Annotated in this window: 25 protein-coding genes; all 25 read right to left on the bottom strand. The window is 36.5% G+C overall.

Annotation, left to right across the window (positions count from 1 at the left end; all coding sequences use genetic code 11):
• Positions 1 to 60 precede the first annotated feature (60 nt).
• The 25 genes from B5X76_RS14190 to B5X76_RS14070 all read right to left on the bottom strand — a co-directional run bounded on the left by B5X76_RS14190 (position 61) and on the right by B5X76_RS14070 (position 25,014).
• Positions 61 to 957 carry an NAD-dependent epimerase/dehydratase family protein gene (locus tag B5X76_RS14190; RefSeq protein WP_079643981.1) on the bottom strand — a complete coding sequence of 299 codons (897 nt, stop codon included), beginning with the start codon at positions 955 to 957 and terminating at the stop codon, positions 61 to 63.
• A complete protein-coding gene (locus B5X76_RS14185; RefSeq protein WP_079643979.1) occupies positions 954 to 1,775 on the bottom strand; it encodes a glycosyltransferase family 2 protein in 822 nt (273 codons plus the stop codon). The genes B5X76_RS14190 and B5X76_RS14185 overlap by 4 nt, the downstream gene beginning before the upstream one ends.
• Before the next feature lie 6 nt (positions 1,776 to 1,781).
• Positions 1,782 to 2,708 carry a GDP-L-fucose synthase family protein gene (locus B5X76_RS14180; protein ID WP_079643977.1) on the bottom strand — a complete coding sequence of 309 codons (927 nt, stop codon included), beginning with the start codon at positions 2,706 to 2,708 and terminating at the stop codon, positions 1,782 to 1,784.
• 63 nt (positions 2,709 to 2,771) lie between these two features.
• Positions 2,772 to 3,851, bottom strand: a complete 1,080-nt coding sequence (gene gmd, locus B5X76_RS14175) for a GDP-mannose 4,6-dehydratase (RefSeq protein WP_079643975.1) — start codon at positions 3,849 to 3,851, stop codon at positions 2,772 to 2,774.
• 60 nt (positions 3,852 to 3,911) lie between these two features.
• The gene (locus tag B5X76_RS14170; RefSeq protein WP_079643973.1) at positions 3,912 to 4,634 is read right to left on the bottom strand and encodes a glycosyltransferase; all 723 of its coding nucleotides are present in this window, start codon (positions 4,632 to 4,634) and stop codon (positions 3,912 to 3,914) included.
• The gene (locus tag B5X76_RS14165; RefSeq protein ID WP_176141083.1) at positions 4,631 to 5,827 is read right to left on the bottom strand and encodes an O-antigen polymerase; all 1,197 of its coding nucleotides are present in this window, start codon (positions 5,825 to 5,827) and stop codon (positions 4,631 to 4,633) included. The genes B5X76_RS14170 and B5X76_RS14165 overlap by 4 nt, the downstream gene beginning before the upstream one ends.
• A 25-nt stretch (positions 5,828 to 5,852) precedes the next feature.
• Positions 5,853 to 6,584 (bottom strand): glycosyltransferase family 2 protein, encoded by a 732-nt coding sequence (locus B5X76_RS14160; protein WP_079643969.1) that lies wholly within the window; start codon positions 6,582 to 6,584, stop codon positions 5,853 to 5,855.
• A complete protein-coding gene (locus B5X76_RS14155) occupies positions 6,572 to 7,807 on the bottom strand; it encodes a glycosyltransferase (protein WP_079643968.1) in 1,236 nt (411 codons plus the stop codon). Before B5X76_RS14155 ends, B5X76_RS14160 begins: the two co-directional genes overlap by 13 nt.
• Before the next feature lies 1 nt (position 7,808).
• Entirely contained in the window at positions 7,809 to 8,744 is a 936-nt protein-coding gene (locus B5X76_RS14150; protein WP_176141082.1) for a glycosyltransferase family 2 protein, read from the bottom strand.
• The gene (locus tag B5X76_RS14145; RefSeq protein WP_176141081.1) at positions 8,731 to 9,990 is read right to left on the bottom strand and encodes an O-antigen translocase; all 1,260 of its coding nucleotides are present in this window, start codon (positions 9,988 to 9,990) and stop codon (positions 8,731 to 8,733) included. The genes B5X76_RS14150 and B5X76_RS14145 overlap by 14 nt, the downstream gene beginning before the upstream one ends.
• Positions 9,991 to 9,992: 2 nt before the next feature.
• Complete coding sequence (locus B5X76_RS14140; protein ID WP_079643962.1) at positions 9,993 to 11,093, bottom strand: DegT/DnrJ/EryC1/StrS family aminotransferase; 1,101 nt, start codon at positions 11,091 to 11,093, stop codon at positions 9,993 to 9,995.
• A gap of 2 nt (positions 11,094 to 11,095) precedes the next feature.
• The gene (locus tag B5X76_RS14135; protein WP_079643960.1) at positions 11,096 to 11,623 is read right to left on the bottom strand and encodes an acyltransferase; all 528 of its coding nucleotides are present in this window, start codon (positions 11,621 to 11,623) and stop codon (positions 11,096 to 11,098) included.
• Positions 11,595 to 12,029, bottom strand: coding sequence for a sugar 3,4-ketoisomerase (locus B5X76_RS14130; protein ID WP_079643958.1), 435 nt, complete (start codon positions 12,027 to 12,029; stop codon positions 11,595 to 11,597). Before B5X76_RS14130 ends, B5X76_RS14135 begins: the two co-directional genes overlap by 29 nt.
• Positions 12,022 to 12,432: a sugar 3,4-ketoisomerase gene (locus tag B5X76_RS14125; RefSeq protein WP_079643956.1), complete on the bottom strand. Its 411-nt coding sequence runs from the start codon at positions 12,430 to 12,432 to the stop codon at positions 12,022 to 12,024. Before B5X76_RS14125 ends, B5X76_RS14130 begins: the two co-directional genes overlap by 8 nt.
• A 2-nt stretch (positions 12,433 to 12,434) precedes the next feature.
• Positions 12,435 to 13,523 (bottom strand): GumC domain-containing protein, encoded by a 1,089-nt coding sequence (locus tag B5X76_RS14120; RefSeq protein ID WP_079643954.1) that lies wholly within the window; start codon positions 13,521 to 13,523, stop codon positions 12,435 to 12,437.
• 4 nt (positions 13,524 to 13,527) lie between these two features.
• On the bottom strand, positions 13,528 to 15,999 hold the full coding sequence (locus tag B5X76_RS14115) for an SLBB domain-containing protein (protein WP_139375326.1): 2,472 nt from the start codon (positions 15,997 to 15,999) through the stop codon (positions 13,528 to 13,530).
• Between the two features lie 35 nt (positions 16,000 to 16,034).
• A complete protein-coding gene (rfbA, locus tag B5X76_RS14110; RefSeq protein ID WP_079643951.1) occupies positions 16,035 to 16,895 on the bottom strand; it encodes a glucose-1-phosphate thymidylyltransferase RfbA in 861 nt (286 codons plus the stop codon).
• A 92-nt stretch (positions 16,896 to 16,987) separates the two neighbouring features.
• Positions 16,988 to 17,836, bottom strand: coding sequence for a dTDP-4-dehydrorhamnose reductase (rfbD, locus tag B5X76_RS14105; protein ID WP_079643949.1), 849 nt, complete (start codon positions 17,834 to 17,836; stop codon positions 16,988 to 16,990).
• Positions 17,837 to 18,008: 172 nt separating this feature from the next.
• Positions 18,009 to 18,578, bottom strand: coding sequence for a dTDP-4-dehydrorhamnose 3,5-epimerase (gene rfbC, locus B5X76_RS14100; RefSeq protein WP_079643947.1), 570 nt, complete (start codon positions 18,576 to 18,578; stop codon positions 18,009 to 18,011).
• Between the two features lie 40 nt (positions 18,579 to 18,618).
• Positions 18,619 to 19,668, bottom strand: coding sequence for a dTDP-glucose 4,6-dehydratase (rfbB, locus tag B5X76_RS14095; RefSeq protein WP_079643945.1), 1,050 nt, complete (start codon positions 19,666 to 19,668; stop codon positions 18,619 to 18,621).
• 5 nt (positions 19,669 to 19,673) lie between these two features.
• Positions 19,674 to 20,669, bottom strand: a complete 996-nt coding sequence (locus tag B5X76_RS14090; RefSeq protein ID WP_245801045.1) for a mannose-1-phosphate guanylyltransferase — start codon at positions 20,667 to 20,669, stop codon at positions 19,674 to 19,676.
• Between the two features lie 129 nt (positions 20,670 to 20,798).
• Positions 20,799 to 21,278: an adenylyltransferase/cytidyltransferase family protein gene (locus tag B5X76_RS14085; RefSeq protein WP_079643941.1), complete on the bottom strand. Its 480-nt coding sequence runs from the start codon at positions 21,276 to 21,278 to the stop codon at positions 20,799 to 20,801.
• 95 nt (positions 21,279 to 21,373) lie between these two features.
• Positions 21,374 to 21,880, bottom strand: coding sequence for a winged helix-turn-helix domain-containing protein (locus tag B5X76_RS14080; protein WP_079643939.1), 507 nt, complete (start codon positions 21,878 to 21,880; stop codon positions 21,374 to 21,376).
• Positions 21,881 to 22,111: 231 nt separating this feature from the next.
• A complete protein-coding gene (locus tag B5X76_RS14075; RefSeq protein WP_079643937.1) occupies positions 22,112 to 22,306 on the bottom strand; it encodes a cold-shock protein in 195 nt (64 codons plus the stop codon).
• Between the two features lie 431 nt (positions 22,307 to 22,737).
• Complete coding sequence (locus B5X76_RS14070) at positions 22,738 to 25,014, bottom strand: redoxin domain-containing protein (RefSeq protein ID WP_079643935.1); 2,277 nt, start codon at positions 25,012 to 25,014, stop codon at positions 22,738 to 22,740.
• Positions 25,015 to 25,034 lie beyond the last annotated feature (20 nt).

The raw sequence follows: 25,034 nt of genomic DNA, 5'->3' as shown, positions 1-25,034 counted from the left end.
CGGAGAAATCTAAAACCCTAATCGCTCCTTTTCTCACTCAATATTACCGCTATCTAAGCCTTACTTTTCCTTAAAACTCCTTATCGTTTTCTCCAATCCTTCTTTCGCTGTCAACGGCAATTTCTCTATTCCCAATGCATTTTTGATTTTTTCGTTAGAAACCAGCAAATCACTCGTCATTTTTTTTAGACGTTTACTATTTAAAGGAATGGGAATTTTATCTCCAATTTTAGCAATCGTCTTCACAAAAGCCTTAGGCAAAGCCACATTACGAACATTTTTATTTGTCACATTCTTCATGATCGCTATTATTTCCTTTGTTGATATAGGCTCATCATCAGCGATATGGTATATTCCCGACTCCATCTTTTCCTGCCCCTCAATAATCTGCTCTATGAAATAGCAAAAATTATCTATCGATATAAAAGATCGTTTATTATCAAATGATGAAAGCGGATAAGGAATACCTTTAGAAATAAATTTATACAACAGACCTAGATTTCCTTTATCCCCCGGTCCATGTACCATAGGTGGGCGCAGGATAATTAATTTCTTGTTACTTGGCAGTTTTTGCTCTAAAAGCCATTTTTCAGCAGCATATTTGGACTTCCCATACCAAGACACAGGGTGGCATTGATTCGATTCAGTTAGTCGCACGTTAGATTCAAATTCCTCAACCGCGGCTAGTGAGCTCACATGGATTAGCAATATAGCTTCTGAAGCTACAAAAGCCTCATAGACTTGCTTTGCTAATTCAGTATTTGCATGGTAATAGTCCTCTTGGGTAGCAAGCATTTTATGATCATGAGCTTTCCCAACAAAATTTATTAGTACCGACGCTGAATCAAAATCATTTCTCCATGTCTTTTCTCGAAGGGAAACTCCATGAGCATTTGATAATACTTTCAAAAGATTCTTCCCAATAAAACCAGAGGAGCCTAGAATTGCTGTTTTCATCCTCTTAAATTTCGAAGCGCCCTCCTATTTATTTGTCTACGTCTTTTATCAAAAAACCAACCCCATTTATTAAAATAGTAGATAGCAGACTGCATGCCTATCTTAGTTAGACGCCAAGATTTATGAGAGCCTTTCTCAAAATGGTGAAATATCTCTACCTTCGGATAAAAAACCGTTCTATACCCCCCGTCAATCAAACGACGGCACAAATCTGCTTCCTCTCCATACATAAATATCCCCTCATCAAACATGCCAACCTTTTCGAGAGCTGATATCCGTAGATACATAAAACAACCTGACAAATAAGGAACATCCATAATTTTGTCATAACCTGAAAATCTAAGCTCAAATGTTTCGTTTCTTTTATCTACCATTGATCTCAATGGGTTGAATCGTCGTCCTATCCAGTCATAAGGAGTAGGCAATAGCTTACACAAATACTGATTTTGCCCATCCGGATATAAGACTTTAGGCATCACATTTCCTATAGAATCATTCTTTTCAAGAAAAGTTGTTAAATTTTCTAGTACAGATTCATTATAGTATACATCTGGGTTCAGGACTAAATGATACTTTGAACCATTTTCCATAGCCTTTCTCAATGCAATATTATGAGCAGCACCAAATCCAGGATTACTGGGATTGTGAATATAAACAACACGAGGATTTTGTACAATATCAGCTAGAGTGCTATCTGGTGAATTATCAACTAGAAATAACGTATCGACAAGAGTAGATCTTAAAAAGCTATTTATTGCCCCCAAAAGAACCTTTCTATCATTTCGATATAGTACTATTGCTCCAGAAATCTTTATCATAAATGATTAAAATTTTGATTTCACTTCTTGATAAACACTTTCAATCCCATCTTTTAGAGACGTTTTTGCTACCCACCCTAAACTCCTTAGTTTAGATACGTCCATCAGTTTTCGAGGTGTACCATCGGGTTTAGTTTTATCTAAAACAATACTTCCTTCGAAACCAACTATTTGTTTAATTAAAACAGCTAAGTCATAAATAGAAATATCCTCTCCCACCCCAATATTTACCAACCCTGATTCATTATAGTTCTCCATCAGATATACACATGCACTAGCCAAATCATCAGCATGTAAAAACTCTCTTAGAGGTTCTCCGCTCCCCCATATTACAACTTCGTTTTTACCCTTATTCTTTGCAGTTATAAACTTCCGCAATAAGGCAGGTAAGACGTGAGAGTTATTTAAATCATAATTATCATTTGGTCCATACAAATTCGTTGGCATAACCGAAATAAAGTTACAGCCGTACTGCTCGCGATAAGCATCACACATCTTAATTCCCGCGATCTTTGCTATAGCATAAGGTTCATTCGTGGGCTCCAATACCCCTGTTAAAAGATAGTCCTCCTTTAACGGCTGTGGAGCGAACTTAGGATAGATACAAGATGAGCCTAAAAACATAAGTTTCTTAACACCGTTTAAATAAGATTGATGTATGACATTATTTTGAATCATTAAATTCTCATAAATAAAATCAGCTCTGTAAGTATTATTTGCAACGATTCCCCCAACCTTAGCTGCAGCTAAAAAAACATAATCCGGCTTCTCGATTTCAAAGAAATCTACCACTTGAGTGGTATCGCGCAAGTCTAATTCGGATGAAGTCTTTAATACAAAATTATTAAATCCTACACGTTGCAATTCTCGTAATACAGCAGACCCGACCATCCCTCGATGACCTGCAATATAGATTTTATCACTTTTTTTCATACTTCTTATTCTACTTCTGTCAAAAAACTACAAACGACACACAATTTACTTGTCTTTTATCAGTTACTTCTTTAATATTTCTAAATCTGCTTGCATCATTTCTTTAACCAAACCTGCTAAGTCATACTTAGGTTCCCATCCTAATTTAGTTCTGGATTTTGTAGGATCACCAATTAAAAGATCAACTTCAGTAGGTCTAAAATAAGCTGGGTCAACAGCCACAACTTCTTTTCCTATTTCAAGATTATATTCAGGATTAGTGCTTGATCTTACAAAGGCTTTTTCTTCTACTCCTTCTCCTTTGAACTCCAATTCAACGCCGACCTCAGCAAAAGACATCTTTACAAAATCGCGTACGGTAGTGGTTACACCGGTAGCAATTACATAATCTTCTGCTTTGTCCTGTTGCAATATACGCCACATAGCTTCTACATAGTCCTTTGCGTGCCCCCAGTCACGTAACGCATCAAGATTACCTAAATAAAGACATTCTTGCTTTCCTAACGCAATAGCGGCTGTAGCCATCGTAATCTTTCGAGTTACAAATGTCTCACCTCGCCGCGGAGATTCATGATTAAATAAAATACCATTACAAGCAAATAAATCATACGCTTCTCGGTAATTTTTAGTTATCCAGAAACCGTAGATTTTCGCAACCCCGTATGGCGATCTGGGATAAAAAGGTGAATTTTCATCATAAAATCCTTTGTCATTTTTATTCTCTGCCAATCCACCATACAGTTCCGAGGTAGATGCTTGATAGATTCTAGTCTTTTTCTCCAAACCCAAAATACGTACAGCTTCCAAAATACGTAAGGTACCTATTCCGTCCACATTTGCTACATATTCCGGAGAGTCGAAAGAAACTTTTACGTGAGACATTGCTCCTAAATTATAAATCTCGTCAGGCTTTACTTCCTGAATAATTCGGATAAGATTTGTAGAATCCGTAAGATCTCCATAATGAAGTTTAAATCGAACATGTTGCTCATGCTGATCTACATATAGATGGTCTATCCGTTGTGTGTTAAAAGATGAAGCCCTGCGTTTAATGCCATGCACCATGTACCCTTTCTCTAATAATAATTCGGCTAGGTAAGATCCGTCTTGTCCGGTAATACCCGTTATGAGTGCTATTTTCATTTATTATCCCTTTTGAATGATTTTAAATTCATACTCTAAATATCTTAACATTTCGATAGTCTAATTAAACTTTTTTTTGCTAAAAAAGTGGATTACTATTGCTATAAAAATCCTGACCCTAAATAATAATTTTACGTAAATACTATTTGAGCTTTTTTCTCCAGTATTAGAAGTGTTACTATCATGTCTTCTATATAGTAATGTTGGTGTTGTAACAAATCTAATATCAAAATACAAATGGGCAATCAATGCTATCCATTGGTCATGCATAGGAAGATTTCTCGGAAAAGGCAAAACTTTTTCTTTAACATCTTTATTAAATGCCATACAACATCCAACAAATTTATTTTTAACCAAATTTGACAGGAACCCCACGTCTGTTTTAAGCACTTCAAAAACTGTTGTTCCTGTTTTATTTAAAAATTTATCTACAATAAAAGCATCAGTCATCACAAGATCACATTTTTGCAGCATTTGAGATATTAAATCCACTCTACCAGGTAACCAAAAATCATCTTGGTCGGCCAATATTATTATGTCACCATTTGACTTTTTAAGAGCATTTTCCAAATTGTAAATTGGAGATTTAAAGCTATTTCCTTTATGCAAGATAACCCTTTGATCGCCGATAGATTCAATTATTTCTACAGTTCTATCGATAGAAGTATCATCAGAAACTATTATCTCATCATCAGAAGACAATTGCATTAATATAGATTCGAGTTGGGCTTTAATGTATAATTCTCCATTATAACTAGGTAAACAAACAGAAATTTTCTTCAAAACTTAATTTTTAATATTGGGTAAACAACGATCAGATAAATCAGGACACCTGAAATTAAACATAATAATGCATATTCCATATCTGTGGCGAAAGTGAAACAATGGAATGATAGAAAAAATGAAAAGGGTAACAAAATAAATGATTTAGTCCTGTTACTTCTGCATAAAGCCACAAATGCGGCCAATATTGGAATATAAATAAACCAAGAATAAAACCCAAGTACCATTGTCTGTAAAGGAAAAACAAAGTTCGCTCCTTGGGCAAAATACACATCACCGACAACCAATTCTGTTAATTGCGTTCCTACGTTTTTATATTCTATGCTGCTAAATTGTTTAACATATACACCAAATATTGCCATAAAATATTCGGTTAAACCAGACTTTATATGAGTGGAACCATTATATAACATATAATATTCTAAACCATCTCCAACTGCTATGAATCTATTTACTATAATACTAAAGCCATCTACAATTGACATATCTTCCTCATAAAATGTGGATACAACAATCGCTACAAGTATTGCAAATGAGACCATAATAACGCCAATAAAATTTACTTTTGTAATAGTTTTCTTTTCGAATAAGTTATTAAAATAAAAAATAAAAGCCCCCAAGTAGACCAAAGCCGCTAATAGTGATGATCTTCCCCCAGAAAAAACTCCGATCAAAAGAGCCATAACCACCCCAATAAATGCTAAATGGCGCCACTTTTTAATCAGAAAAATTAAAATAAAAGAAAAGAAATAAAAATAAACTTCGGAACCCGTTGATAATATTCTAAGAACAGGGTCTCTACCTTGTAAGTCAACAAATCGATAAAAAAACCAGCTACTTAATGATGGATTTTCCATCGCATACTTAAAAAAAGAAATTTTTGAAAAAAAATAAATAAAAGTTATTACTATATATACAAATTTAATTTTGAACGTTTTTTCTTTAATCTTATCCGACATGTTATGGTCAATTATTCCAGTTCTTACTTTTTTAAGGAATATTTTAAGGACAAAAATGTAGGTTAAAAAAAATAAAAAAAACCATATTGGCATATTAGAAATCCCATATCTATATATGTATGCAGTTAAAAAAGCTATATTCCCTGATAACCAAAATATATGCATAGCAATAGGATCAAGCAGATTATTAAAATTTCTTTTAAACAAAGTAAATAATAATATTACTGTACTCACGAAAGTAAAAAATAATACCTGCTGATTATAATTGGTTATGTCGAACATGCCATAATTTTAATTTCAACTTGTATAATAAAGAAAAAATAAAAGATTTAGTTGCGCCTAAACATTTTTCCCTAATCTGATTAGTTTCTCTCAATGCAATACTCAACATGGATCTACTAGCACCATTATCCGAACAAAGAGATATTGTAAGAGGAACTTTTTTAACAACCAAGTTCCTTTTATTCAAATAAAGTTTGAGATTTAATTCATAATCGCTTATCAGCCTGAACGAGGTATCGTATCTAAATTGGTCAAATAGCTTTACATTATAAAAAGTACCTTGATGATGTAATGAGTTATGCAATAACAACGTCCAATCAAATTTAGACCTCACAAAATCACCTGTATCATATTTTACATCACCAAATATTAAGTCGCAATTATCTTGACTAGTGTAATATTCGATATTCTTAGTAACAAAACTATTATACAAAAAATCATCTGCACCTAAAAAATATAAAAAATTACCTTTTGCTAAACTAATACCTTTGTTCATAGCATCATATATTCCTTCATCCTTTTCTGACAAAAAGACATCAATTTGATCCAAGTATTTTTCAACAACTTCAACCGTACCGTCCGTCGATCCACCATCTATTACAATATATTGAAAATTTCTAACATTCTGACTTAATACACTTTTAATGGAATTCTCAATAGTCAATACTCCATTAAAAACAACAGTAATTATTGATATTATGGATTGCATAAAATCTCTTTATATAGTTTTAAATATTTCTCACCAATAACCTCCGAAGAAAATTTATTCCCCACGGATTCCCTAATGTTTAACAAACTGTGATCCAACACCCATTGAATCCCAGTATAAAAATCATTTATATTATCTTCTTCCGCTAGAAAGCCATTTACTTTATGAATTAAAATATCATTTACACCTGTACCGCTGTAAGCAACCACTGGCAAATTACAATAAATACCCTCAAGAACTGTCTGGCCAAAAGTTTCTTGCAAAGAGGGCATTAGAAAAACATCGGCCGATGAATATATATATCTTAATTTCTCGATTGAAGATATCTTCCCAAAATTTATTGTTTCAAAATCGCCGAACGAAGCGTCTTCATCAGAACCGAAATAAGCGATAATAAAATCGCTTTTATTTACTATTAAATCAAGCGATTTAACAAGTCTTTGGAATCCTTTAATCGGATCATATATAAAATTGTATGCACCATAAAGCAATATTTTTTTACTTTGACTTATACCTAGCTTAGTACGGCTTTGATCTTTATTAACAGGATACCACAACTTTGAATCTATTGGATTATGTATACACTTAACCGGATAAGATTGAAATAATAATGAGTTTTTTACAACTTTTTCCTGCCAAACACTTACAGGAACTAGATGTAAATTCAGATGTTTCCAATATTTCCGCTTTAATTTCCAAACATACTTTTCAATATCTAAGCCTTTATACCCGTTACCTCTATTTGAACTTAAGTATCCTTGAACATATCTAAAATCTTTAGATATGTTATTATGTTCACTACCAAGAATTGCCCATAAATCGTGCAGAGTCCACACTATTGGTTTAGTAATTTTAGATAGTTCTTTAATCCCCACGGTATTTGCACCAATCCAGTGCAAATTAACAATTTCACAATCGGAATTATTGATTAAACTAACTAGACCAGTTGAAAACAAATTAAGAGACCTTGTTGTTTTAAAAACGCTATGTTGCAAGTTCCTAACTATTAAACTCTCAAATTTTATATAAATTTTATGAAAAAACTTTGAAAGCCCTCTTTTTAATACAACCCCTTCCCTAAAATTTGCATCATCGTTTATCAATGTCACAATTTTAGATTCTATACCTAATTTGATTAAGGATCTATGTATTCTAAACATAGCAACACTTGCGCCACCAACATTAGAACTATAAGAAACATGTAATACTTTAATTTCCTTCATCCTACTTCGCTTTATTGCCTAATAATATTCTAATTGGTGCAGTAAGTAGAAGTCTAGCATTTAATAAAAAACTATTGTTAGGGGTAAAATTACCTATATTTAAAAATTGGAACACAAATAGTTTTAAATATCCATTGAGAGTAGGATTTAATAAAAATTCATGACGCTTCTCCCAATAATTTAGGAATTTTAAATCTCGAGAATCTAAAGATTCTTTATACCTATCTCTAATAATCTGAATAACCTTCAATTTTGATTTTACCAATGCTACTTTCCTCTCTTTTGATGTTACTCCCAATCCTAATCGATAAACACTAAACGCTTTATCTAGGAAATAAAATTTGTCGCTTTTAAAAACTTGATCAATGATATATAACCAATCCGCGTGATAACCAATTTTTTCGTCGATCATATCTAGCGAATCGTATAATTTCCTACTTAACCCCACCTCTCTATAAGAAAGTCCATAGCGAATTCTAGCTTTAAATATATTTTTGTCTCTTAGTTGAAAATTATCATAAATTCTTTCCTTTCCACTAGGATGTAGCTCAATTGAGTTTGTAACAATAATAAATTTGTCATTGTATCCATTTAATTCCTTCTCATACATTAAGGAATTTAACGAATTCAAAAGATCTGGTTTAAAAAAATCGTCTCCCGCAATTAACGAAATAATCTCTCCCTCCACTAAACTCATTAATCTATTCCAATTTCCAAATACACCTAAATTAGCCGTACTTCTATATACTTTAATTATATCTGGAAACTTTGCTCTAAAATTTTCCAATAGCTCCTCCGTTCCATCCGTAGAATAGTCGTCTCCTATAATTATTTCATACGGTAAAACATTGTTGTTTAAAATAGAATTCAAACACTGAGGTAACAAATCGGCTTGATTATAAGTCAAAACGATTATAGTATGTTTAATATTTCTCATGCTTAGAAAAAAGAAGTTTTCGAAAAAAAATAAGAAAATATAAAAGAAGGATGCTGTATGATATACTATATGCATACGTTATACCTATTAGTCCGTTTATTTTCACCAAATAATAACTTAGCGATATATAGATAATATTAAAAGCTATTTCTGAAAATAAATACGCTCGAGTAAGTTTTCTAACTACCATTAAGGTACCAAGAAAAAAACCAATAATTTTAATAAAGTCACCTACAAGTTGGAAAACGAACAATTCGCTCATACCAAAGAAATCATCGGTATATAATACTCTAATAACAAAAAATCGTAGAAAATAAATTGAGGCTCCAACTACAATCAAAAAAGGCAAAACTATTTTATAACCATTTAATATTTCACTTTTTGCAATATAGTCACTGGCTCCGGCAAGTTTTGGGACAAAATAAGTGCTTAAGGATATGGTGACTATCATTAAATAACCATCAGATATGCGTATAAGACCTTGCCAAAGACCTGCAGAAAACAAATCGCCATTTTGTATTATTATATTTCGAAGAATTAGTTGAGTTAATGGGAGAGAAATCGCAGCAACCAGAGCCATAATACTGTACTGACCTAAACTAGATAGGAGCTGTTTACTGATAGGTATTTTAAAAATATCTAAATTTAACCATTCTTGTTTTCTTACGCACCACAAAGTAATAAAAAAAACAGTAACTTGGGATACGACTAATGCATATAAAGCCCCAACTATCTTAAACCTATAAACTAAGAACACTGTTAATATCAATGACGCTATACTTCCGATACAATTAACTAACGCATATAATTTAATTTGTTTTTTCCCATTAATAATAGATATAATAACGTTATTAAAAGCATAAAATATCAGAGTTAAACCAAAACAAACAATAGGCCATTTAAAATTCTTTGATTCAAATAAACTTTTTGAAATAACCTCAGAAAAGCATACAACTAAAATAGATAAAAAAAAAGCACAGATCGAACTCAGCTTTAACGCAGTAGATATTAGTTGCTGCTGCTTAAATTTATTACCTTCAAACTCAGAAGTAAATTTCACAACACCTGTACTAATACCACCATTAGAAAACCCGACAATTATAGAAGTTAAACTATAAAACTGACCAATAACTGCCACCCCTATGGGACCCGAAAAATAAGCTATCACTTTGCTTGCAGCAAAACTTGCTGAAATTTTAACAAATGTAATAATTGCAGAGAAGACAGAAGTTGATAATAATTTCAAGACTAAAACGAATTTAAAACAAATATCACTCTTGAAACTTCCTCATCAGTCAAAACTGCACTAATAGGTAAACTCAAAACTTCATTATGCAACTGAACCGTTAATGGAAGTGTCAAATCAGAAAGCTCATTATAAGCCTTTTGAAGATGGGGGGGGATGGGATAATGAATCAATGTCTGAATCTCATTTTGTGACAGATATTCCTGCAACTCAATACGATTCGTAGTGCGAATAACGAACAAATGCCAAACATCTTCACTGTTTTCCTGTTGAGGAATTGGCAATATAATTTTCTCATTCTGAATTTCCGTAATATATCGATTTGCTATTTCCCGTCTTCTACTATTTTCCTTATCAATATATTTTAATTTAACATCCAGTACAGCCGCTTGAATTTCATCAAGTCGAGAGTTTAATCCCTTATAGATATTAATATATTTCTCAGAAGATCCGTAGTTAGCTAAAGCTCTTATTACCTCTGCAAGCTTATCATTATTACAAGTCACTGCCCCCCCATCTCCCAAAGCCCCAAGATTTTTACCTGGATAAAAGCTAAACCCAGCGGCGTCACCTAAATTCCCAGATTTAATACCATTCCACATGGCACCAATAGCCTGAGCATTGTCTTCAACAATTTTCAAATTATATTTTTTTGCTAATTCAAGAATCTCGTTTGAGAAAGAGATTTTTCCATATAGATGCACCAATAAAATGGCTTTAGTGTTTTTAGTTATTGAATTCTCTATCTTCGCAATATCAATATTAAAAGTATCTATTCTTGGTTCACATAAAACAGGAATTAAGCCATTTTCTGATAGCGCCAATAATGATGCTATATAAGTATTTGCTGGCACTATTACCTCGTCACCTTTTTTTAGGATGCCTAACTCCAAGTAAGCACGAAAAATTAATCTTAATGCATCTAGGCCATTAGCAACACCAATTGCATGTTTGACACCTATGTATCTTGATAAATTAGACTCAAAATTTTTAACATGAGATCCTAGTAAATACCACCCGCTCCTAAAGACATTTATAAGGTTATCCTCTATCTCTTTACTATACTGCAAATTAACTTTTTGCAAATCTAAAAACTTTATCATACTTATAGTTCATTAATATTATATTTAACCCCATTTTTGTCAGTTCCAGATAAATCTAATAGAATTCCATCTCGGGTTATATACCCCCTATGCTTAGCTGGATTTCCAAAGTAAACTGTGTTAGGCGGTATATCGCAAGTAACAACACTTCCAGCCCCAACAAAGGAATAACGACCAATTACATTACCAGAAATAATTGTTGAGTTAGCCCCAATAGAGGCTCCTTCTTTAATTAAGGTTCTGCAGAAAAAGGGAGGGTATTGTTTTGATCTAGGAATCAAATCATTTGTTAGAGTTACATTTGGACCAACAAAGACATTATCTTCAATTATAACTCCATCCCAAATTTGAACGCCAGATTTTACAGTGACGTTGTCACCAATTATGACATCATTTTCAATAAAAACATTAAAATTAATATTACAGTTTTTCCCAATTTTGGCACCTGCTAATACCACACAATACTGCCATATTTGAGTACCTTCGCCAATATTTGTTGTCTTAACTTCTGATGTAGGATGAATTGTCATTATCTCTAAATTTTAAAAAATCATCATATTCTCTTATATAATCTTCCTCCGAGTACTCTTTTGAGGCAAGCACTAAACAAACACTGCCGCTCGAAAACCCCTTAATTTCCCTCCAAATTCCTGGTTTAATATGGAGAGCCTTTACTGGACTGTTTAAAAAAATCTCTTGCTTATTTACACCATCATCTAGTATAAATGAAAATGAACCACTAGCAGCTATTATATATTGTTCAAGTTCATAATGCGAATGTCCACCTCTTTCTGCCCCATATGGGATATCGTATAAATAATAGATTCTCTTTACCTCAAAAGGAATATTTTTTAGATTTTCAAGAACAGTGATATTCCCCTTTTCCTCATGTACTACTTCTAAATCCAAGACCGAACAATCGATAACTTTATTCATACTCTATACTTTTTAAATTTTTATATTCCAAAAAATCTCTTACGTAATCTTCTTCAGAAAAAAATCTGTCTGAAACAATTAATGCTAATGAGTTCGTTGAAAAGTCTGTGATTTCCCTCCAAAACATTTGAGGCACGAATAAGCCATAATTTGATCTATTTAAAAAGTAAGTACTCTCACAATTACCATCATGTAATTTTACTGTAAAACTACCAGATAAAGCGATTATAAATTCATTTTGGTGTCGAAATGCATGCCCGCCTCTTGTCTCCCCTCCTGGAACATCAGATATCCAATATGTTCTCTTAATTGAAAATGGTATTTGAATATCATTTTCAAAAAAAGAGAGATTTCCTCTTTGGTCAAATATTTTTGGTAATTGAATTAGTTTAGGACTTTTCATTTTTACTTTATAAGTGAGTAGTAGAATCTTTGACACAGTAAAATGGACACTATGAAAAATGTAAAAATAAATGAATACAATATAATGTTTTTAATCTTACTAAGTTTTTCACTAACAAGTGGATAAACAGGTTCATCTACAATTTGAATCAATGGAGTTTCTTTAAGCAAGGCCATTTTTGACATTTCTAAATTTTGGATTAATTGAGAAAGTATAGCTTTATTCGCTTCTACCGAATATTGTGATCTTTGAGCAGGTACTAAACGTTGAGACTGTTTTGTGAGATTGAGATTGGGTGTATTATCGATTGCAACCACAGCTGAAGATATTGCCCCATTCATAACAGCCCTCACAGAGTCTGTTTTATGTTGTAAAATCTCTATATTATCCAGCGACTTCTTTGTCTTGGTGGATATATAGAAGCTATTAACTTCATTGACCAATGCGCTATTAAATTCTTTTGCAAATACTTCATTTTTTGATTTGACATCAATTTTCAACAAAGATAATTTCTTGTCAATCTTTCCAACATTTAAATATGTTTTATTTATTTCTAAAACAACTTCATTTAATACACTATCACGTTGACGTTGTAAAAAATCATTCTCTTGATTAATCTTTTGGAAATTAACTTCTAATAAAGTCGAAGAATCTTTTTGCCATTCTTTAAACATACCCGCCTGCAATAGGTATAAATCCAGAATATTAATCGAACTATCATAAGAGACAGGCCTTAACATAGCCGCCTCAATCATCTTCCGGGATTTGTAAAGTTCTAAAATATTCTCTCCTTGGAAAAGACTTCCATTTCCCCCGCCCATATCAAACCCCATCATTGATGCTATTCCTGCATATTGCCCTAAGTTTCCATCTTGATCACCAGATTGAATAACAAAAGTTGTGGATGCGGTATAGAGGGGACTTTTATACTTAGCAATCAAAAAACCTATTGTAGCGCCTAAAAGGCTAGTTATAACAATAATTAGCCATTTTGAAACAAGAAAATTCAATACCTTAGCGAAATTAAGTAAAATTTCTTTTAAGGAAATCTCTTTATCAAACTCATTAATGTTTTCAATACTATTTTCCATTTTCCTAATTACGCAATAGTGAAACAATAATCGCAGCCAATGAAGCCACCCCAGTGCCTAAACCAATCCAACTTTGGGCATTCATCCGTTCACGAGGTGCGCGCTTAGGAACAATAATCTCGGCGCCAGGTGTTACAGATGGCGTACCACCAGATGAACCTTTTACAGAACCATTGGCGTATTGAACAAATGCCTTTTTCTTTAACGCTTCCGAAGTATAACCGCCAGCTTGATTGATATAGTAACTCAAGGGTTTTCCTTTTTGATATACCACATTATTGGGATGGAGCACCTCCCCCATTACTCGTACCGTTTGTAATTCTTTTGGCACCGTGACAATATCGCCATCCAACAATAATAAATCTCCTGTTTTATAAGGTGTTTCCAATATTTTGTGCAGCTCGATACCCACTAAATCAGATGTCTCTAAAGATATGGGTGTAGCGCCTCGCTCTGTTGCTTTGGCTAAGGTTTGCTCTCTCTGCTTTGCACTAGAAGTTCCCGCCTCCTCACCACCTTCCAGCTCACTTTCAAAACTATTATCTTTCAAATCCTTCCCAATCGCTTTCAACTGTTCTTCTCGAGCCTTTTTCGCTTCCTCTTTCACTTTTGAGCTTCCCGTACGTCTTAACGAAGCTCCCTCGACATAGGCATAAGCAGTCAAGCCACCAGCTCGCTTGATCAAATCAGAAATTCTTTCGTCTTCCCTATTTATCGTATAGATGCCTGGATACATCACCTCTCCCTCAATCTTGACTTGTCGCTGTACGCGATAATTGGCATCACCCAATATTGTAACTACATCATAAGGCTTTAAGGAAACATCAGGCTGATCCAACACACCATTTCTGATATTGATCAGGATGGTCTGCGCTGAAACGCTATCCTGTGAGCCTCGGTTTTTAATCCGTCTTGCGATTTCTATTCTTGCATTCTTGGCTTCTTCGGTCAATCCGCCTGCCTTTTGGATCATATCCGATACAGTAGTATTACTTGCATAAGGAAAATCTCCAGGTAAACGTACCTGTCCTTGAATTGTGAATTTATATTCGTCGCGTAGATCAAATATGGAAGAAATCTCAATTCGATCTTCGCGCTTCAACAGGATATCGGGTGCGTTACCCGCCAATACCTCTCGAAGATTGAAGTTAATCAACTCCATACTATTGTCAGCCTTTAGACGATTGATTAGTCCTCTTTCTAAAAAAGCATCTTCACGTACCCCTTGTGCGAGCTGCAAAACATCACGCAAGGTCATTCCATCTTCCAACCCATATACACCCGAACGAAATACCGCCCCCAATATACTCACTCTATTCTCGTAGCGATCCAATAAGGTCTCTGCTACAAAACTATCTCCATTTTTCAACTTATAGCTAGCAAACTGATCCGCATAAACATCGGTAATACGACGTTCTTTGTCTGTTTTTTGAAACACCTTTACCTTAGATGTGTAAGCGTTTTCTGTAAATCCACCTGCATAAAGGACCAAATCCTGAAGGCTTTCGCCTTCTTTACCTTCGAAGATCGCTGGACGTTTTACCTCGCCTTGAAACTCTATCCTATGACCGTATACAGGAATATGAATAATATCCTGATCCTGTATCCGTACATTTCCCTGTTGCATTCCGTTTACCAAAAAATCATACACATCAATGGTAGTAACGACACTGTTATTACGAATCACCTGTATATTTCTATATGTACCGTTCTCAGCGGGACCGCCTGAAGCATATAAAGCATTAAAAACTGTTGCCAAGGAAGGAAGTGTATACGTACCTGGCTTAGTTGCAGCACCCGTAATAGTAACCTGTATGCTGCGAATATTTCCTACATTGATATTTACTATCGTCCTACCGGAACGAATCGCAGGATATGTACCCGATAAACGTTGTGCTACTTTTTCACGAGCTGCGCCTATAGAAAGTCCAGAAACAGGTATTATCCCCACATATTCTACCTTAATAGTTCCCTCTGGACTCACTGGTAATTTATAAGAGACCTCATTATCTCCCGTGATATCCAACAACAATTCGTCATCTGGCCCTATAATATAGGAACTTGGTGTAGCCATACGCAAATTTGGTTCGAAGGTGATACTGTTATTTCGGAACAGGTCACTGCCAAATATTCTAGAAGTAACCGTATCTACATTTGATCGCACAGAGTCCGGTATCTTCGAACTATTTACCTGGCGCCCCAAAGATCTAGCCCCATTATTTGCTTTCTCGCCTTTACTTGCCTTTATCTGCTTTAATCGATCTTGCAACTTTTGAATTTCGGTAGACGACACACCTTGCGCTCGTGCAAATGCAGGCAATTCTGCTTCGGAATACCCCATCAACTCGGCCTGCTTCATATATTGTTCAATCTGCGCATCGGTTAACTGGTCAACTCGAATCTGTTGTGCATTCATCTGAGCACTTAACTCCAAAGTAACCAAACAAACCGTAATAAGAAGTAAAATTTTTCTCATGTATTTATAATTCAATTCTACAAAAGTAGCTAAATCTATTTAACCAATCGAATCAAATATTCCCCATACCCGGATTTCACAAGTGGCTGAGCTATCCGATTTAACTGTTCTTTATCAATCCAGCCCATCCGATAAGCTACCTCTTCGATAGCGCCAATTTTCAGACTTTGCCGCTCCTCAATAACTTGCACAAATTGACCTGCCTGCATCAGAGACTGTATAGTTCCTGTATCCAACCAGGCTGTTCCTCGGTCGAAGACACCAACTTTTAGCATCCCTCTTCTTAAATATTCTCTATTCACATCCGTAATTTCCAATTCTCCGCGATGCGATGGCTTTATACCTTTAGCAATCCCTACCACCTCATTATCGTAGAAATAAAGTCCTGGGACCGCATAGTTTGATTTTGGTTCTGCTGGCTTTTCTTCAATAGAAACTACTTTATTGTCTGCATCAAATTCTACCACACCATAGCGCTCGGGATCGTGAACAGGATAGGCAAATACTACGCCCCCCTCTGGATCTGCAGAATCCTGCAATAGCTTGGACATACCTGATCCATAAAAGATATTATCTCCCAAGATCAAAGCTACCTTATCATCACCTATAAATTCTTCTCCTAATATAAAGGCCTGTGCCAATCCATCTGGACTTGGCTGCTCTTTATACGAGAATTTACATCCCAATTGTGAACCATCCCCTAACAATTTTTCAAAATTTGGTAAGTCTTGAGGTGTAGAAATAATCAATATTTCATTGATTCCGGCTAGCATCAATGTAGATAGCGGGTAATATATCATTGGTTTGTCGTAGACTGGCATCAACTGCTTAGATACGGCCAATGTCAAAGGGTGTAATCGTGTGCCAGAACCACCAGCGAGTATTATTCCTTTCATGTGTTTTTAGTTATATTGTTATAAAGTTACAATGTTACAAAGTGACTTTCTTAACTTATTTTTGTGTTATCAAGTGAACCTGTTATCAAGATTTATAGACTATTGAGCATGCGCTCTAGACTTTCTTTCCAGTTTGGTACTTCTACTTTAAATGTACGTTTTATCTTTGATTTATCTAGCAACGAGTACTTTGGTCGCTTTGCTGGTGTAGGGTACTCTGTAGTAGGTATCGGATTTATTTTACAATCTAGTCCTTTTATTTCTTTAATTTCCGTAGCGAAGTCATACCAGGATATCTCACCTTCGTTGGAGTAGTGGTATAGTCCACCAACCCAATCTTCACCTTCTATAATATCGACTATGGCTCTTGCTAAGTCCTTCGCATAAGTTGGCGAACCGATTTGGTCATTAATAACGGAGATCTCGTCTCTTTCTGTCATCAAGCGGATCATGGTCTTGACAAAATTATTGCCATAAGTCGAATACACCCAAGAGGTACGGATCACAATACTCTCCGCATGCCATTTCAGGATCACTTGTTCGCCTTTTAGCTTGGTCAAGCCATAGGTATTGATGGGATCTACTGGAGCATCTTCGGTTAGTGCTATATCCGAATTACCATCAAAGACGTAATCGGTAGAAATGGCAATCAATTTCGTACCATGCAGCCTACAGTATTGGGCGATCTCTTCGGAAGCCAAATGATTAATCGCATCGGCAAGTACGGGCTCTGATTCGGCTTTATCCACAGCTGTATAGGCTGCGGCATGGATAATCAAATCTGGCTGATACATTCCTAAGATGTCCTGAATGATCAGGGTTTGGTCTAAAGGCAGTTGTTTACGGTCCAAGAAATAGGTTTCATATCTAGGATTGGATTCTAGGTATTCTCTTAATTCTGAACCGAGTTGGCCATTAGAGCCGGTTATTAATATCTTCATATCAATTTATCTTTGTCCTCTATGCCGGACAAGCATCCCACTTTGTATCGGCAAAGTGGTCAAACCTCGTCGCTTGATATTTTTGAATGTATGGATAGTGAAACTCCTTCTATTTTCAAAAATATAGGCGACATTCTATAATTTGTACAGACTGAGCTTTTATCTCACTCTGTCACTTTATAACTATGTCACTCGTCACTCTTTTAAACTCCGCAAATGATTGTGCTTCTTTGTCTTTATCTGACAATAGCATCTCTTCTACCGGGATTTGCCAGTCTACATTTAGAACGGGATCTAGCGGGTGTACGCCACACTCGGACTCTTTATTATAGTAGTTATCGCATTTGTAAAAGAACGTTGCTGTTTCGCTCAACACCACAAACCCATGCAGGAAGCCACGTGGAACGAACAACTGCAGGTTGTTTTCTGCAGATAGTCTAACGGCTTCGTATTGACCGAAAGTCGGAGACTCTGGTCTGGCATCGACCGCTACATCCAACACTTCACCATCCAATACACGTACCAACTTAGCCTGAGCATGTTCGCCCGACTGCGCGTGTAATCCACGAAGCACTCCTTTCGTAGAAAACGATTGGTTATCCTGCACAAAATGCGTATTCGTACCGGTCACCTCATTGAAAGTCTTTTCATTAAAGCCTTCCATGAAATACCCTCGGCTATCACCGAATTTTGCGGGTTCTAATATATAACAGCCTTTTAGACTGGTTTCTGTGATTTTCATTATAAAGTTATGGTGTTATCTTGTTAACAAGTTATCTAGATTAGTTATATTGTTTTGAATAGTAGCTCTGATACTCTCCTGATGTTACGTTGTCTAACCAGACTTGATTATTTAAGAACCAGTCTATCGTAATAGATAATCCTTGTTCGAATGTGACGGATGGTTGATAGCCTAGCTCTTGGTTGATCTTCGTAGCATCGATAGCGTAGCGCAAATCGTGCCCTGGTCTATCTTTTACAAATGTGATCAATTGCGCCGCTGTACCTGCTGGTCTTCCTAACTTCTCGTCCATCTGCTTGCACAATTCTTTAACTAGATCAATGTTTTGCCATTCGTTGAAGCCCCCCACATTGTACGCATCACCTGTCTTTCCTTGGTGGAATACCAAATCAATAGCTTTGGCGTGGTCGATTACGAATAACCAATCTCTCGTAAATTTACCATCACCGTAGATAGGTAGTGGTTTATTATTTAATATATTGTGGATACACAGCGGAATCAATTTCTCTGGAAAGTGATTCGGCCCATAGTTATTGGAACAGTTTGTGAGCACTATTGGCAAGCCATACGTATCCTGATATGCACGAACAAAATGATCTGACGAAGCTTTGGAGGCTGAGTAAGGCGAATGAGGATCGTAAGCCGTCTCTTCTGTGAATAACCCTGTCTCACCTAATGTACCATAGACTTCGTCCGTAGATACGTGGTGGAAACGCTTCCCTTCAAAATTATCTTTCCAGATCTCACGAGCTGCATTCAACAGGTTCACTGTCCCGATTACATTGGTCATGACAAATGCCAGAGGATCGCTGATTGAACGATCTACATGCGATTCTGCTGCCAAGTGAATCACACCATCCGGCTGATATTTCTGAAACACCTCTAAAATATGCTTGCCATCTGTAATATCCGCTTTGACAAAGGTATAGTTCGGTTTATCTTCTATATCCTTTAAGTTTTCCAGATTACCGGCATACGTTAATGCATCTAGATTGATGACGTTATAATCAGGATATTTATTTACGAATTCACGAACAACATGTGAACCGATAAAGCCTGCACCTCCCGTGATTAATATTGTTTTTTCCATATCGCTTAATCCAATAGTTTAGATTGATGCTTCTCCAGCATATTATATATTTTCTTTACGTCTTGTGATTTTTCCTTCTGAACCATCAAGAAAGCATCTTTTGTGCATACAAAAATCGTATTCTTCAGTCCAACAAAACCAGCAAACTTATCTGTTCCAATCACAATGTTGCCATTTTCGTCTTTGGGATAACCTGTAGACACTAAATAATCATACAGTGCTTCAAAAGATCCCAAATCGGACCACTCAAACTCGGTAGGTACTACCCTGATTTTTTTTGAACGCTCCATAACGGCATAATCAACAGATATAGAAGGGATTTGTAAAGAAAGTTCTTCATCCAACTTTCCATTCTCAGCAGATTCCCATGCTAGCTTAGCCGCATCATAAACAGTTGGCTCATATTTTTTCAGTTCTTCCAAAAACACGGAGGACTGAAAACAGAACATACCCGAATTCCAGAGAAAAGTACCTCGCTCGATAAAGTCTTCGGCCGTATCTTGATTTGGTTTCTCACGGAAAGACTTTACCATATCGCCATGAAACTCGATATAACCATACCCTGTCTCTGGACGAGTAGGTTGAATACCGAAAGTAACAATAAAACCTTCGTTTGCTTTGGCGATACCTGCTTTCATTGCTGATCCATACGCTTCATCTCCTGAAATCATATGATCGGAAGGTGTCACGATCAATATATCTTCTGGATTAACAGCAAGAGCAGCGAAAGCTATGGCAGCAGCTGTATTCCTTGGTGTCGCTTCCACAATACTACGGTAAGGCAATCCGCCATGAATCATTGCTCTCTCACTTAAATGTGCATTATCCTTATTTCCTACGACAATCACTTCATCTGCAATTTTTGCATTGCGCTGAACAGTCAAGCCAAACAACGATTGTCCATTAAATAAATCTAAGTACTGCTTAGGTTGTTGTTTTCTAGATAAGGGCCATAACCGACTACCTATTCCTCCTGATAATAATACGTGTACTACGCTCACTATATTTTTTTGTTAGTTTACTTTAAATCTAAATTTCCACTTGACTTTATCTTAGATTTCTCCACTACGGTTCCCGAAAAGTCGGGACACAGCAAAATGACGAAAAATAGGCTTGTTCGTTTTTGAACATTACCCCTTTCCGTTCTTCAAATTCTCTTTATCTGCTACAATCTTACGTAATCCTGAACTTGAAAAACGGTGATCTCTACTGTTATAATAAAGTTCAATCCCCTTATCTATACAATACTGCTTTCCGGTAAAATCACGATCCGCATACTCATCGCCCACAATACGTACATCCAATTTGAAAGAACGTAAGATATCTTCTAAATCCTGTTCGGTTGAATAAGGCACAATCTCATCCACATATTGACAGCCGCGTAATTGAATATATCGCTCAACTACGGTTTGTGTTGGCGCATTCTTCTCCGGCCTATCCAATGTAGGATCCATTTGTAGGCCACATATCAAATAATCACATTGACGTTTGGCCTCCGCCAACATCATGATGTGCCCAGCATGTAACAAATCAAAAGTCGAAAAGGTGATTCCTACTCGAGGTCCGGGATTATAATCCTTATGTTTTAGTATTGATTCTTGCTCTTTCATTAATATATTCCTTTATCAATTCAAGTTCCGCTTATCCTATCTAACCATAGATTTCTCCACTACGGTCGAAATGACGGGAAAATGGTGCCGTTTGCTTATTTGCTATACAATATTATTTTTGACCGCACCTGTTCTGGTGCTTCTATATATAAACTTACTTTTTTATCCAACAGTTTTTCGGCTTTCTCTGCTGCCTGCAATAAATATGCCGAATCTATATTTTGCCCCGTTACCAACACCTCAATATGTCCAGAATCCAGTCCCTGCGCGTAGTCTCCCAAGAGTACCACTTGCTCTACGTCACCTGCCCGTTCCAATACCTGATCTACGATCTGATCTATTCCGAGGAAATTATGGATTAAGCCTTGTAGGGAATCGAATAGGGTATGTTTAGAATTTGCACGGTAAAAAACTTTTTGTTCGCCATCTTCACGAATAAGATACCCTGCATCGGTCAATTGATTAAGCTCTTTACGAATTGCATTGGTCGACTCATTAAATTCTTCGGCAATACCTCTTAGATACCCGCGATTGCTCGCAGAAACAAAAAATTTAATTAATAACTTGAGTCTCGTCTTAGACGTAATCAATGATTGCAACATTGGCTAATAGCGTTGAGTCACAAAAGTACTCGTTATAAATTAAAATTCAAAAATAAAAGAAAAAAAAGAGGGAGAAAGTGAGGAGTGACAAGGTGAAACCGTGCAGAGATTAGAAGGTTGAGAAGAAAAATGGCGAAACCGCGAAGGGGGGAGATTGCAGCAAAATGTCTATAAAACGAAAAGAGACGCTCTTTCGAGCATCTCTTTCAAAAAGATATGTCTTTCTTTTGTTTAGTAAGCTACGCGAACGTTAGTTGCGTTAACTCCTTTTTGTCCGTTTTCTACTTCGAATGTTACGCTATCGTTTTCACGGATGTTGTTTATCAAACCTGTTGAATGTACGAATACGTCTTGTCCACCGTTTTTTGGTGTAATAAAACCAAATCCTTTTGTCTCGTTAAAGAATTTTACTGTTCCTTCTTGCATTGTATTAATTATTTATTAAAAAATTTTGTTACATCAGGCCGCACCATTAAGTCGTCATCGAACAACTTATATAACACTGTTTGCTGGCAAGAAAAAGATAGTGGTAATTTTAAGGTTCTTGAAAATATCCAAGTTTCGAAAACGTACGTATCATCAATTGATAACAAAAATAGCAGCTGGATATGCAAGGGATGAGAGAGGAGAAGAGTAAACTTAACAAGCTCAAAGATTGCTTAGGCAGAGCCTGATTATAAAACAAATATACACTTAATATTTTAATATGCAAGGAATTAATGTTTTTATTTGATTCATCAGCCAGCCTACTTGATGTAACGGCCGACGCAAAAGTAAGAGAGTGACGAGTGACAAGTACGCCCATGGTATAATACCACGGGCGCAATCATCTCTAATTTGGCAATAACCTCTCGGCGTTAAAACTTAAATACCTCTTTTAGCTTTGCATCGAGATCTTCATCTGATCCTGCGCCGCTGGCGTAACGGCCTATGATAATACCATCAGGGCCTACTAATATTTTGCTTGGTAGCGTGTGTATACCATAAGCTTCGGATTTATCCTCTGACTTATCATACCTGCCATCCGGCGACTTTTTGAGACCACGTAATACATGTTTCCAGACTCCGATTTTATCCTGGTCTACGGCTTTACGCCATGCTGCCGGATTGGTATCATCATCCGAAACACCGATGATCTCAAACCCTTTCTTTTTGTATTTGCTATACAACTGCAACAGATGGGGATTGCCTTTACGACAAGGCACACACCAACTCGCCCAAAAATCCAATAGTACATACTGTCCGCGGTAGTCTGAAAGCTTTAGTAGCTTTCCATTGATATCCTGACCGGAGAAATCTGTGGCCATACAACCTGGTGATCCGGATTTAAGATTAGCAATTTCAACTGCCAGTTCTTTACCTGAGGCGGAGTTTCTAATGTCATCGTCCATCTGATTGTAGATCTTTTCTAGCTCAATCAAGTCTGTGCTGCTTACGAAAAAGCGCAATTGTGAAGCTGAAATATGCGAGTTTGGATTCTTTTTGATATAGGCAAACTGCTTATCCCGCATTTTCTTTTGATATGGAGACATGCTATCTTTCAGCTTTTCCAATTCATCCAGTTTCGCATTTAACACTTCTTCTGTGGCTCCTTGTTTTTTCAAGTCGCCGTACTCCCTGCTTTTTTTGCTATAATGTTCATTTAAGGGCTTTATAGCTTCAATTTCATCTTTAATCAAACTATTGTAAAGCGTATTTTCGTCTTGGGTCTTTGATCCGGCAATCTGTAGCTCTTGTGGTAGGTCGGTATTCCCCGTCAAACTGAGTGCTCCCGGTTCAACGTAAAAGCGCATATACTTTTCATAGGATTGAGGAGCGCCTTCCTTATCTTTTGTAAAATAAGCGCTGACTTCAACAGGAGAAGACACCTTACCGATATAGCTGAAGACACCGTTGAAGATCCGGGTGCTGTCGGCTACAGTCTTGCCATCGGCACCTTCATAGCGGATGTGGAATGCGGTGTACTGTTCCGGGTTCTCGACTTTCCCCGATAGAACAAAGGTATTCTGATCCATCTGCGGGGCGCCTAATAACTCCCGAAGTTTTTCTTCCAGCTTATCCCCTCTTAGATTCTTCGCGATAATGGTGCCATTGGGATCCAGCAATAGGTTGGAAGGGATGGATTTAATATCATACAGCACGCCAACTTCATTTTTCCAGCCTTTTAGATCGGAGACTTGTGTCCAGCTCAGGTTGTCCGCATGGATGGCCTCTATCCAGCGATTGTGCTGGCCCGGGTTGTCAAAGGATATGCCCAACACGGTGAAATTTTTATTCTTGTACTGCTGGTAGGCGGTCACCACATGTGGGTTTTCAATCCGGCAGGGCACACACCAGCTCGCCCAGAAGTCAATAAGCACGTACTTCCCTTTGAAATCATTCAAGGAAACAACCTTGCCCGAAGTATCTGTCTGTGAGAAAGGTAAGGCTTTACGACCTATGCCCGTCAGCTTATCGGTCTTGATGCTGTGCTCGATATTTTTAATCGGTATATTATTTTTAGCCTGCGGACTCACCTGCTGTAGGAGTGCATCGACCTCGGCTAGGTTATCCCGATCCCGAAGGGTGAAAAACATCGGATAGACGATGCCCGCACTATTTTTGTGTTTTAGTACAAAAGCTTGATCCAGCTTTTGCTGTTCTTCGTTCAGTGCATCAATACGCTTACGTAAATCGGCCGATCTCGCTGTATCTTTTTTGACCTGAGCATCTCCAAGCTGATCATACAAGTCCTTAACCCCTGCAACCTGCGGTCTTTTTTGAAATAGATTGTAATATCCAGCAAGCTTACCGCCTGAGAATTTAGCATCTTTCAATTGGTTGGTTTTGCTCTGTATGGTCAACTTCCCTTTTTCCAAAAATAGAAATGCACCGTTCATGTTACCCGAACGATCCATTTTGCCCGCTTGCAAAATATAGAAGTCTCCCTGCCCCTCTGGGATATCCAATTCAAATTTAAACCCTTTCTCGGTTTGTTGTACAGAATCTTTCTGTCTATCTCCAAATCCCATAAGGTAGATCCACTCTTCCTTTGGTAGCCCTTCGAGCTTGCCTGTGATTAGGGTATTCGGTTTTTGCGCAAAAGCCTGGCTCGCAACGGACAACACCGAAATGAAAATTAGTTTCTTTAGCATGTTATATAAAGTTAAAAAGG

The organism is Sphingobacterium nematocida, from assembly GCF_900168125.1.
GTDB classification, from domain to species: Bacteria; Bacteroidota; Bacteroidia; order Sphingobacteriales; family Sphingobacteriaceae; genus Sphingobacterium; species Sphingobacterium nematocida.
This window is presented reverse-complemented; position numbering and strand designations above follow the sequence as displayed.